Origin of the sequence: Brevibacterium sp. SIMBA_078, from assembly GCF_046534565.1 — a bacterium.
GTDB lineage: Bacteria > Actinomycetota > Actinomycetes > Actinomycetales > Brevibacteriaceae > Brevibacterium.
In genome coordinates this window covers 1-451 of record NZ_JAWRYQ010000027.1, presented here as the reverse complement: position 1 = coordinate 451, position 451 = coordinate 1, and the positions used below count along the sequence as shown (strand labels likewise).

At 37.5% G+C, this 451-nt stretch carries 1 pseudogene; it reads left to right on the top strand.

The features are described from left to right. Window positions 1–129: pseudogene (locus SB749_RS18705) on the top strand (APH(3') family aminoglycoside O-phosphotransferase); the annotation flags it as partial. Window positions 130–451: the final 322 nt, after the last annotated feature.

The window sequence follows — 451 nt, the reverse complement described above, 5'->3', positions numbered from 1 at the left end:
GCCATCCTATGGAACTGCCTCGGTGAGTTTTCTCCTTCATTACAGAAACGGCTTTTTCAAAAATATGGTATTGATAATCCTGATATGAATAAATTGCAGTTTCATTTGATGCTCGATGAGTTTTTCTAAGAATTAATTCATGAGCGGATACATATTTGAATGTATTTAGAAAAATAAACAAATAGGGGTTCCGCGCACATTTCCCCGAAAAGTGCCACCTAAATTGTAAGCGTTAATATTTTGTTAAAATTCGCGTTAAATTTTTGTTAAATCAGCTCATTTTTTAACCAATAGGCCGAAATCGGCAAAATCCCTTATAAATCAAAAGAATAGACCGAGATAGGGTTGAGTGTTGTTCCAGTTTGGAACAAGAGTCCACTATTAAAGAACGTGGACTCCAACGTCAAAGGGCGAAAAACCGTCTATCAGGGCGATGGCCCACTACGTGAAC